At 43.8% G+C, this 10,363-nt stretch carries 11 protein-coding genes and 1 other annotated feature (1 of these 12 running past the window's edge); of the genes, 2 read left to right on the top strand and 9 right to left on the bottom strand.

The features are described from left to right. The 5 genes from ETP43_RS01270 to ETP43_RS01250 all read right to left on the bottom strand — a co-directional run. Positions 1-779, bottom strand: partial view of an ABC transporter substrate-binding protein gene (locus tag ETP43_RS01270; protein ID WP_129256861.1) — the 5' portion only. 304 nt of this gene lie to the left of the window's left edge; only the first 779 of its 1,083 coding nucleotides appear in the window; it begins with the start codon at positions 777-779; its stop codon lies off the left edge, out of view. A gap of 96 nt (positions 780-875) precedes the next feature. After that, positions 876-1,131: a binding site (T-box leader), on the bottom strand. A 70-nt stretch (positions 1,132-1,201) separates the two neighbouring features. Then, on the bottom strand, positions 1,202-1,576 hold the full coding sequence (locus ETP43_RS01265) for a hypothetical protein (RefSeq protein ID WP_129256860.1): 375 nt from the start codon (positions 1,574-1,576) through the stop codon (positions 1,202-1,204). A gap of 87 nt (positions 1,577-1,663) precedes the next feature. Next, on the bottom strand, positions 1,664-1,924 hold the full coding sequence (locus ETP43_RS01260) for a hypothetical protein (RefSeq protein WP_164979561.1): 261 nt from the start codon (positions 1,922-1,924) through the stop codon (positions 1,664-1,666). Positions 1,925-1,947: 23 nt separating this feature from the next. Further along, positions 1,948-2,175: a helix-turn-helix domain-containing protein gene (locus ETP43_RS01255; RefSeq protein ID WP_243114149.1), complete on the bottom strand. Its 228-nt coding sequence runs from the start codon at positions 2,173-2,175 to the stop codon at positions 1,948-1,950. A gap of 262 nt (positions 2,176-2,437) precedes the next feature. Next, positions 2,438-3,721: a galactokinase gene (locus ETP43_RS01250; RefSeq protein WP_129256858.1), complete on the bottom strand. Its 1,284-nt coding sequence runs from the start codon at positions 3,719-3,721 to the stop codon at positions 2,438-2,440. 125 nt (positions 3,722-3,846) lie between these two features. Here ETP43_RS01250 and ETP43_RS01245 point away from each other — a divergent pair, with 125 nt between their 5' ends. Further along, complete coding sequence (locus ETP43_RS01245; RefSeq protein WP_129256857.1) at positions 3,847-4,737, top strand: helix-turn-helix transcriptional regulator; 891 nt, start codon at positions 3,847-3,849, stop codon at positions 4,735-4,737. A gap of 100 nt (positions 4,738-4,837) precedes the next feature. Here the strand turns inward: ETP43_RS01245 and ETP43_RS01240 are convergent, their stop codons facing one another. The 4 genes from ETP43_RS01240 to ETP43_RS01225 all read right to left on the bottom strand — a co-directional run bounded on the left by ETP43_RS01240 (position 4,838) and on the right by ETP43_RS01225 (position 9,328). After that, the gene (locus ETP43_RS01240; protein WP_129259375.1) at positions 4,838-5,593 is read right to left on the bottom strand and encodes a YoaK family protein; all 756 of its coding nucleotides are present in this window, start codon (positions 5,591-5,593) and stop codon (positions 4,838-4,840) included. Positions 5,594-5,731: 138 nt separating this feature from the next. Next, entirely contained in the window at positions 5,732-6,808 is a 1,077-nt protein-coding gene (locus tag ETP43_RS01235; protein WP_164979559.1) for a Gfo/Idh/MocA family protein, read from the bottom strand. 410 nt (positions 6,809-7,218) lie between these two features. Next, on the bottom strand, positions 7,219-8,583 hold the full coding sequence (locus ETP43_RS01230) for a threonine/serine exporter family protein (RefSeq protein WP_129256855.1): 1,365 nt from the start codon (positions 8,581-8,583) through the stop codon (positions 7,219-7,221). Beyond that, on the bottom strand, positions 8,576-9,328 hold the full coding sequence (locus ETP43_RS01225; protein WP_129256854.1) for a DUF4866 domain-containing protein: 753 nt from the start codon (positions 9,326-9,328) through the stop codon (positions 8,576-8,578). Before ETP43_RS01225 ends, ETP43_RS01230 begins: the two co-directional genes overlap by 8 nt. A 121-nt stretch (positions 9,329-9,449) precedes the next feature. Here ETP43_RS01225 and ETP43_RS01220 point away from each other — a divergent pair, with 121 nt between their 5' ends. Further along, on the top strand, positions 9,450-10,346 hold the full coding sequence (locus tag ETP43_RS01220) for a LysR family transcriptional regulator (protein WP_129256853.1): 897 nt from the start codon (positions 9,450-9,452) through the stop codon (positions 10,344-10,346). Positions 10,347-10,363: the final 17 nt, after the last annotated feature.

The raw sequence follows: 10,363 nt of genomic DNA, 5'->3' as shown, positions 1-10,363 counted from the left end.
AGAGAACTTACTACGGTGTTGTCTGTCAGGTTGGTCAGGCAGTCTACTTTGGTCAGCAGATCTGCGGTTGCAAGAGAAATCTCGGAGCTACTGGTGATACCTGCTGTCTCCAGGGTAAATCCATACTGGTCTGCCAGTTCTTCGTATTGACTGATGCTGTATACGGAGTTTGCTTCACTGGTGGTGTAAAGGATTCCGATGGTTTTTGCATCCGGAAGGATTTCACGGATCATCTTTAACTGTGCTTCTACCGGAAGCTGATCGCTGGTTCCGGTAACAGCGCCTACCGGCATCTTGTCTTCGGTTGCCAGCTCTGCCTCTACCGGGTTGGTAACTGCGGTGTATACAACCGGAATTCCTTTTTCCATTGCTGCGTTGTAAGCCGCCTGTGCGCTTGGTGTTGCGATCGCGCAGATCAGATCCACGTTATCTGTCACAAAGCTCTGTGCGATCTGGGATGCGGTTCCCATATCTGCATCTGCATTGTTTACTTTTACGGTCAGGTTCTTTCCTTCTTCGATGCCTTCTTCTTTCAGACCTTCCAGGAAGCCTTCACGGCAGTTATCCAGAGATCCATGCTCTGCAAACTGAGAAATACCGATCGTGTAGTTCTCTCCGTCTGTAGCTTCTGTTGCATCTGTGCTTTCTGCATCATCGGTGCTGTCTGTTGTTTCGGTTGACTCTGCTGTGTCTGTGGTCTTCGCGTTGCTTCCTCCGCACCCTGCCATAGATGCTACCATTGCTGCTCCTAAGATTACTGCCAATACTTTCTTCTTCATAATTTTTTTCTCCTTTTCTTTTCCTTTTTTGATGGTTCAAAAGCAAAAGAGATGGAATTTTGTTTTTATAAAAACAAAAACCGCCTCAAGCATTTAGCTTGAGACGGTAATAAAATTCTTTATTATCGCGGTACCACTCAAATTGACGAATCGTCCACTTTACACGTACTATCATACGTTCCTCATTGATAACGGGTTTGGTTCCCGGCAGTGCCTACTCTTTTCTTACAAGATCTTTATTTCGGGCTGCCCTCGAAAGTCCATTCAGCTATAAAATCCATGCGACACTCACACCACCTGCCACTCTCTGAAATTTCTTTTAAAGCTTACTCCTCTTTCTCATCGGTTTTGCTTTTGATGGTCTTATTCTATGCTCTATTCTTTCATTTGTCAACACTTTAGCACGAAAAAGTTTTATTTTATCACTCGATTGCCACCGGGCGCATCACAGAAGACAACTGCTGCCGATATTGATCCGCCTTTTCCTGATTCCCCTGTTCTTTTCGTACCAGCTTCGTAATTCCCGGATACTGCCCCGGAAAACTCTCCAGCATGATACCATCTCCATAGATCAGGTAAACGTCCCCATCCTGCATGTCTGCCTCTGTCATCTTCTTTCCGTTCCCATCTGTGAGTTTATCCGGTATCGTTCCAGAGAAAATCGTGTCGGTATCCAGATCTGCAAAATACCAGCTGCCGTCATCCGCCTGAAAATACACCGCCGTCATCGGCTTTTCCCCGCATCCCGCCAGGCAGAACGTAACAAGGACTGCCAGCATCATGATCCATTTTTTCATTGCTTCACCTCCTGTAACAAAAAAGGTAACTGTTCGATTGATTTTTCCAGTTACCCACATTCTACCATATTTTCTTCTTCTTTTGTCTCATAATCCGAGACTTTTGTCTTTCGATTTCCTTTCTTTTATCTTTCTGTTTACAAGAGCCAGTATCCAGCTTTGTTTTTCCTCTTCGCTCTTTAAATGGCGAAGTTCTCTTTTCCTCCGCATCGCTTCTTCCCAGATCTCATCCCATATCTGACGGCGTTCTCCAACTGTCAGGTCACAGTATGATCTGTGCAAGATTTCCAACGCCTGTTCGCTATATCTCTGATAAAGCTCATATACTTTCCGGCTGTCGAAAATCATTCTGTCTTCCCACTCATTTATCTTTATTCCCTTTCGGAACTGTTATCATCATCTGTAAATTCCACTACTTCTTCGGGATTACAATCTAAAGCTTTGCAGATTTTCTCTAACGTATATAATGTCATATTTCCATTTTTACGCAAGGTATCCAACGTTCTGTTATCGATTCCCCGCCGAAGCAGTTCGTACTGTGAAATGCACTTTTTCTTCATCGTCTTCCACACGGGCGCATAGCTTATAATTGTAATCACCACCTTTACCGTACAGTGTTACTCACCGTTTTTTCGGTCCTCACTGTCTGTGTTCTTCCAATTATATTTCCCCTGTTTGACAATTCATATTGTGCATATCTTCACAATTGCAAAAGTAATGTATTTCTTTGCTTTTCGGGCTGTTTTTATTACTTTTAATAGTATTTTGTATTTTTGCAGTATTTTATGTAACGTTTTATCGTGAAAAAGAGGTCTGCAAATTCGAATCTTCTTCTCCTTTGCAGACCTCTTTTTCAGATACTTAGAATTCTACTTTTACAGCTCCCTGCGGACGGATGTGCATAACATATGCGGATCCCTCTCCCAGCGCTTTGTTGATATATTTTGTAAATCCTTCGGTTTCTTCTTTTGGAAGGAATGCGGCGATAACACCGGCAAATCCGCCTCCATGGACACGGCATACGCCACGACCGATCTTATCCAGATACAGTTTGGTCAGAGCCAGTGCAACAGTAATGGACTGTTCGTCCGGAGTCTCGTTGCAGTAGCAGTTCTGCAGCCATTTCCAGGAAGAATCACCGGACTCTGTGATTTTGTTAAAGAAGGTGGCGAAATCTTTCTTTTCCAGTGCTTCTACTTCTGCATCCACACGTTTGTTTTCTTCAAAGAAGTGGAATGCACGCAGAACCGCACGGTCACCGGCGAATTCACGAATAGCTTTTACATTCTCAATCACATCATCTTCCTTGCACTGTTCCAGAACTTCTTTTCCGAAGTATTCTGCTACTTTTTTCATTTCATTCGGAACTGCAGAATACTCTGCACTCAAATCTGCATGACCTTTTCCGGTGTTGATGATAACCAGATCATGGCCCATCTCATCAAAATCGCATTTGATCTCACGGATGGCCGGATTTTCGATATCTGCAAAGTCGATGGTGATCATACCGCCAACGGCACATGCCAGCTGATCCAGAAGACCGGAACCTTTCAGCCAGTATTTATTTTCTGCATACTGTCCTGCTTTTGCATAAGTGACAACGTCGATCTTTCCTTCGTTAAACAGGTAATCTACGATAACACATACCAGCATCTCAAAAGATGCGGAAGAGCTTACACCTGCTCCACCGATTACGTTGGAAGTTACATAAGCGTCAAATCCTTCTACTTTGCATCCTTTTTCCAGCAGTCCTGCAAAGATTCCTTTTAACAGCGGTTCGGTTCCTGTTGTTTTTTCTGCCGGAGCCAGGTCATCCAGATCGATCACCAGATGCTGGTTATATGTTTCACTGATCAGGTTTACAGTGTGGGTTCCGTTGGGTGCAGCTGCCGCCACACAATCCAGATGTACACTTCCTGCCAGGACTTTTCCGTGGTTATGATCCGTATGGTTTCCACCAATCTCTGTTCTTCCCGGTGCTGAGAAGAATTCAAAGGCTTTATCTCCGAATTCTTTGGCAAATCCATCCGCTACCAGCTGGTATCTTGCTGCATTTTCCTCTACTCTGTTCTCTCCGTACATCTGTTTCAACAGTGCAACTACATGTTCACTTTTTACTGCTTCTGCTACATTTGCTGTTTTCATGTTTCTTCTCCTTTTTTATTTTCACATACTGATATTGACTATCTGCTAATTATCATTATAATGAGAATCATATAGCATCACAATAACTATATTAGCTTACTTTATAAATATATTGAGGTTTTTTCATGCAATTACAGTTAGACAACAACAAAAAAGAATTAAAGTCTCACGGAACCTATGCTTTCCCGGTCAACGTAAGCTACGAACAGCTTTCTCGCTATGAAAGAAAGTCTTTTCTCTGGCACTGGCATAAAGAAATTGAGCTGACGATTCTCCTTCAGGGCGAGATGCAATATCAGGTCAACGATACCATCTATCACCTGCAGGCCGGTGAGGGGCTTTTCTGCAACAGCAACCGTCTGCATACCGGTTCTTCCTGTCATGATTCCGATTGTATCTATATTTCCACAACCTTTCATCCCCGCTTTCTTTACGGATATGAAGACAGCGTGATCCAGAATAAATATCTGAACACTATTACAAAGCATCCCGGACTGCATAGTCTGGCATTTTCTCCTGACATTCCCTGGCAAAAGGAGGTGTTGGATGAACTGTCTGCCATCTGGATGCTTTCCAAACAGCCCTCCGCCACTTATGAGATGGAATTGCAATGGCGAATCACCCATATCTGGATGTTTCTATGGAACCACCTTTCCCATCAGACTAGCAGTTCCGGAAACAGTGAATCTAAGCATACCGATCGTCTGAAAAATATTCTGATGTACATTCAGGAACATTACGCGGAAAAAATCACTCTGGCTGATATTGCTGCAACTGCAAATATCTGTCAGAGTGAGTGTTGTCGCTTTTTCAAAAAACATATGAATGAGTCTTTATTTGATTATCTTCTTTCCTTCCGGATTGAGAAAAGCCTTCCTCTGTTGGTTGACCAGCAGCTGTCTATTACTGAAATCAGTAATCTATGCGGGTTTTCCAGTTCTTCTTATTATACCAAAGTATTTCGGGAACATATGGGATGCACACCAACCGCATACCAGGTCGGACACTTCGTCTGATCAGACGACATCAGCGGAACAAACAATACCGTAACACCTGAAAGATCCGTATCTATGCCGCAACTATCATCCAGGACAGCAACACAGATACGGATCTGTTTTATTTTTTCAGGTCATCTTTAATAATGTTTTCTACTTCTTTGGCTTCCTCGCGGATATTTTGAATATTCTTGCGAATCTCCTGCTCTTCTTCCAGGATCCGGGGATGTTCTTCCAGTTCTTCTTTGATAAACATCAGGAGGAATCCCACGAAAAGCAATCCACAGGAAACCCAGATGGTTCGTTCATGTAGCAGGAGGATCAGATGGCCTCCGACAGCGGCACCTACCGCAAACATTCCGATGATTCCAAGATAATGACCGGCTTTGTACAGCTTTTCTTTATCCTTTGTCTTTCCATAGATACACAGAGATTCCATGCCGCTTCGGATATTGCCGATACACATGGTGCTGGCAAATGCATAGCCATTGACTTTACGGAAGGTCTGCACCTGCATGGCACAGGCAAAGGATACCATGGCATTGGCCAGAAGGTTGCATGCTGTTGGAAGGAATCCGACCACAAGCAGTAAAAGCATTTCCATCAGTAAAACCAACTGTCTCCAGTGAATCCTCTGTACATTTTTATATTTTTGCCGGATACCTTCTGCCGCTACGATTCCCATGGCAAAAAATCCCAATGGGATCAGGTAATGAATCACCGTGGACCATTTTCGTTCCACAAGGCTCTGACTTAAGAGCACAATGTTTCCTGTCTGTGCATTGGCAAATACCTCGCCTCTGCATATATAGGTATAGGCATCCTGCAAACCGCCGGATATAGATAAAAAAGCTGCTGTCAGAAAGGATTCTGACATCTGTCTTCGTGAATTTTGTTTCAATGATCTTCCCTCATTTCTACACAACCTTCTGTCTTATTCTCCCAGTTGTTTTATTTTTCCAGCGGTAAAGTATACTCTGTCAAAAACGGTATTTCAAGTTTTTTATTTTATACATTACTGTTTTTTCCAGCATTGATCCTGGGTCTGGATTTCTTTTCCTTCCTTCGCCGCTTCATCCATCATCAGAAACAGATAGGTGTCCTGCAGTGCCTCTTCCAGCGGATACACTTCCTTTCCTGTCTCTACATATGTTTTCATGCCTTCCATCATCTGGGCAACAGCGATTTCCTCGTCTGTCAGACGAAGATCTCTGTCTGCATATGGATTTCTATACAGAATCTCTCCGTTCAGCCTCAGACTTCTCATTCCGTAGCCTTCCAGGTTAGAATACTGTCCCAGTTCGTCTCTCTGGATGCTTCCCCGGACCGGATAACCGTCCTGACCAAGCCAGGCTGCCTGTTGATCATGAACTTCTCCGCAATCTCCCTGAAGGGTCAGATGACGGGTACGGAAATAGTTAAAATACTGCTCACCGGCAAAATCAAAGAATCCAACCTTTCCATCCGGGAAGACAAATTCTGCACGTTTTCTTGTATCCACGATGGTTTTTTCCCCCTTATGAAGGCCCTCTCTTCCACAGTGATAATTCACCGGAAAATCATAGGTTCTGGCTGTGATCCTGCAGTTTTCCATACCTATGCCGAGTAATCGTCGCATCACGCTCATGCCATGGTAATCATGGGCCTGGGAAATATCCAGATTGCTGATCGTTCCCAGTTTACCCTGGTCGATCATATGGATCAGTGCCTGATAATAAGGCTGGAAGCAATACTGTTCTGCCACCTGTACTTTTCCGTTGTATTTTTCTTTTGCCCGATACCAGGCCTGTAGTTCTTCTACTGTTGCTGCCGGCGGTGTCTCACACAGAACCGGAATTCCCTGTTCCATGGCTTTCTCGGCAAATGGAAGTGCAGCACCGTATTTTAACATAAAGACTACACAGTCCGGCTTTGTTGCCAGAAATTCGTCATAGTCTGTATACACCTTCCCCGGGAAATTTTTCTCTTCCCGCTCCCTGCTGGACTCTGAATGCACATACACTGCCGATACTTCAAATTCTTCTCCCAGCGCTTTCATTACACGCACATACATCTGTGCTCTCCAGCCTGTTCCTGCTAATCCTACTTTCATGTAAAAACCCTCCGTCATTGTATAATTTTATGTAGTAATCAAATTGGTATCTGTTCAATATTCCCGGGAATACCGGACAGCAACTGACTTTTCTCCATTATATCACACTTTACATTTTATTGTGTATTTTTATACAATATACAGATTAAAAAACACTCTCTTTTTCTATGACCCCAAGTAAAATCTGCAAAGATTTCTTTCGACAATAATATTTTCTTCGTAACTGTTCAGCAGCTTCACAGTTACGAGCCAAAATGCATTTAAAATCACCTTCGGTGATGGCATTTTGGCTTGCATGTCTCGGGATTTTGGCATATTCATGCCAAAACGCCTCGCGGAATACTACCTACTGAATAGTTACTTTTCTTCATACAAACTATCGAGTGAAACATCACTTTTCAGGATATATATCAGGTACAATACCGAAAAGTCCTGTCCGTAAATATCCTTGCAAAAATAAGTCCCAGAGGCAGTGCCACTACAATCAATATTGCCGCAGCCAGCCAGGAGACCGCTTCATTTAGGGACATGACTCCAAGGTTATAAAATCCTCGATAAAAATACAATCCCGGCACCATAATAACAATTGAAGGAACTGTAAGTGAAATTCTTGGATATCCGTTGTTTTTTTTGATCAGCGACGCCAGCAGTCCAGCTGCCAGTGCCCCGGTAAATGCAGCTACAGCCGCCGGCATCCCGGTAAAATCGACCAGGGACAACCGCAGAGTATTGGCTACTGCTCCGATCATCGCTGCCGTGGAGGCCATGGGAATAGAACTGTTAAACATAATAGAAAATCCAAGAACACCGCAAAAGCTGGCACATAGACGAAAAATCAGCCTGGATGCCGTTCCCAGGTGTACTGCTATAAAATCCTCCGGCTGTAATTTCAGGATCATTGCCGTGATCCAGGCTCCCATGGTTGCCACCAGTATGATGATCAACGCATAGGTCAGTCTTTCCAGACCGGAACGCAAATCCAGTTTCGCCAGGTCGATTCCGCTGGTGATAAAAGGAAATCCCGGAATGATAAATAACATGGAGCAGATATACCCTGCCTCATGAGCCGCCGATATATGGAGCAGGCTTTCCGCCAGATTAAGACAGATTGCATAGATCAGACATGCCGCTGATACGGAAACTGCAATATTTAAGAATAAGGTATAATGATGCTTTATCATCCTGGTACGGATGAAATTACCGATACCTGCGGCAATAAAGGCAAACAGCATCTCCACCGGTCCTCCGCCGAGAAGAAATGTAAAAGCGCCACACGCCAGCGCTGCAGCCGCTCCCAGCTTCCAGGGCGAATAGAGCGCATGAATCTGTTCTATTTCATCCAGACGTTTGTGGATCTCCTCTCCCGTCAGCTGTTTCTCGATCTTCGGAAAGTTTTCTACAAACTGCTCCATCCGATAAAGTTTGGATGTATTGACTCCTGTATTGGCTATACTTAAGGACTGGGAAACACAATCTGTCCCGTCAAAGCAGTTAAACCCGATGGACATCAGTCCAACATCCACGGTACAGGTCACTCCCAGCTCTTTGGACAACCGATTCATAGAGGTGCGTACACGCCAGGCACCGGTTCCACAGGAAAGCATCATAAGTCCTACCCTGCCGATCACAGATGCTTTTTCGATCAGATCCGCCTCTGCGATCAGCACATTGCTGTCTGCCTTGGCATAATCATGCCATGGAATTTCCATATGATTTTTTTCCATAATATCCGTATATTCCGATGTCTGTCTTACCACACTTTCTTTATCAGCCATAAAGAATCGCCTCCGCCTTCGCCACATGACGTTCCAGATTTTTTAAAAAGTGAGAGTTTGGCAGAAAAATACCGATCTCGTCATATGTTTTATTATTTTCCATCAATGTGTCCTGGCCGTAAAAAACAAAAGCCATGGGCAGATTCTTTTCCAGTTTTGCCATCAGATCCCAAACAGCTGCATATGCCTGAGCTTCTGTTTCTTTCTTTTTTACAGTATCCGGCAGTTCATGAATCAATAACACACCTGTATTTTTTTCAAGAATCTGCTGTTCCACTTCCATATGGCTGTCATAACAATGACTGTATCGATAAGCCTTTGCAAAATACATTTTTCTTCCGGCTCCCAGACGTTGATAGACCTCTTCGAAATGTCTGTACTCTTTTTCATGAGCTACACTACTGTATTCAAGAAGAAGTCTCCCCTGCCCGTCGGTCATGATCACGGGATTTTTGATTCCGTCTGCATCGAAACGATAGGGAATCAGACATGCATTTCGCAGGAGATCAAACATGGTATTCCGGCAGATTTCCATCAGGAATGCCGAGAGATCACGATTTTGATAAGCCGTAAATAAAGCTTTTGAAAATTGATCCGGCGAAAATACCTCATCTGTTTCTTCGCCACATAAACACGAATTGCAGAAGGTTTCCTGAAGTTTTTCGCAGGCCCATGGATCTTCCAGAATCTTTTGGAACAATATTTCCGTTTTTTCTTCTCTTGGAAAAATCATACTTTCTTTCATATTCGCTGCCTCACTTTTCTTGCTCTTTTTATTCCGAACAATTATACTATGGACACAATAATAAGTAAAAGCTATAATAGATATGTTATATATTATTTTTTGATATATCAGAGGTACGCCCATGAACGTTAATTTTGAATACTATAAAATTTTTTATTATGTTGCCAAATATGGCAGTTTCACGAAGGCTGCCCGGGCACTGGGAAGCACGCAGCCAAATGTAACCCGGGCTATGAACTGTCTGGAACAGCAGCTGCACAACACTTTATTTATCCGCACCAATCGAGGGATACAGCTCACTCCGGAAGGCGAGCAGCTCTACACCCACGTTTCTGTTGCCATGGCTCAATTATTTATTGCTGAGGAGGAGTTATCTGACAGTGCCTCTCTGACCCACGGGAGCGTTACTATCGGAGCCACAGAGACGGCGCTGAATATTTTTCTGCTTTGTAAGCTGAAGGCTTTCCGTACCGCCTATCCGGGAATTCGACTGAAAATCTATAACTACTCTTCACCCCAGGCTATCGCAGCTGTAAAAAGCGGAAAAATCGATTTTGCTGTTTTATCAACCCCTGTTCCTGCGGAACTGCCACTGCACCTTACTCCGCTGCAGTCCTTCCGGGAGATCCTTATCGGTGGACCTTCTTTTTCCGCTCTTTCCGAAAAGGAACTTTGTTTTTCAGATTTGAAGAAATATCCTTTCATCTGCCTGGGGAGAGAAACTGCCACTTTTCAGTTCTATAATCAGCTTTTTCTTTCCCAGGAGCTGGAACTCATACCTGATACTGAGGCTGCTACTACAGACCAGATCCTTCCTCTGGTAAAAAACAATCTGGGACTGGCATTTCTTCCGGAACCTATGGCTTTGGAATCTCTGGCAAAACAGGAGGTTCTTCAGATTGCAATATCCGAAAAGCTGCCTCTTCGCCACATATGCCTGGTTCATGATCATCAGCACCCTCTGAATTCCGGAGCAAGAGAGCTGAAAAAAATAATCCTGGGTGAAAGGATGGATTAGTATATACCTTCTCCCAG

The sequence above is a fragment of the Blautia faecicola genome, from assembly GCF_004123145.1.
GTDB classification, from domain to species: Bacteria; Bacillota; Clostridia; order Lachnospirales; family Lachnospiraceae; genus Oliverpabstia; species Oliverpabstia faecicola.
The sequence above is the reverse complement of the archived record's forward strand: the minus strand, read 5'-3'. Positions and strand labels throughout refer to the sequence as shown.

Excerpts from the sequence above, each read along its gene's own strand:
- ETP43_RS01265 (WP_129256860.1), bottom strand. The coding sequence starts at position 1,576 with ATGAAAAAATGGATCATGATGCTGGCAGTCCTTGTTACGTTCTGCCTG.
- ETP43_RS01260 (WP_164979561.1), bottom strand. The coding sequence starts at position 1,924 with ATGATTTTCGACAGCCGGAAAGTATATGAGCTTTATCAGAGATATAGC.
- ETP43_RS01250 (WP_129256858.1), bottom strand. The coding sequence starts at position 3,721 with ATGAAAACAGCAAATGTAGCAGAAGCAGTAAAAAGTGAACATGTAGTT.
- ETP43_RS01245 (WP_129256857.1), top strand. The coding sequence starts at position 3,847 with ATGCAATTACAGTTAGACAACAACAAAAAAGAATTAAAGTCTCACGGA.
- ETP43_RS01240 (WP_129259375.1), bottom strand. The coding sequence starts at position 5,593 with ATGTCAGAATCCTTTCTGACAGCAGCTTTTTTATCTATATCCGGCGGT.
- ETP43_RS01235 (WP_164979559.1), bottom strand. The coding sequence starts at position 6,808 with ATGAAAGTAGGATTAGCAGGAACAGGCTGGAGAGCACAGATGTATGTG.
- ETP43_RS01230 (WP_129256855.1), bottom strand. The coding sequence starts at position 8,583 with ATGGCTGATAAAGAAAGTGTGGTAAGACAGACATCGGAATATACGGAT.
- ETP43_RS01225 (WP_129256854.1), bottom strand. The coding sequence starts at position 9,328 with ATGAAAGAAAGTATGATTTTTCCAAGAGAAGAAAAAACGGAAATATTG.
- ETP43_RS01220 (WP_129256853.1), top strand. The coding sequence starts at position 9,450 with ATGAACGTTAATTTTGAATACTATAAAATTTTTTATTATGTTGCCAAA.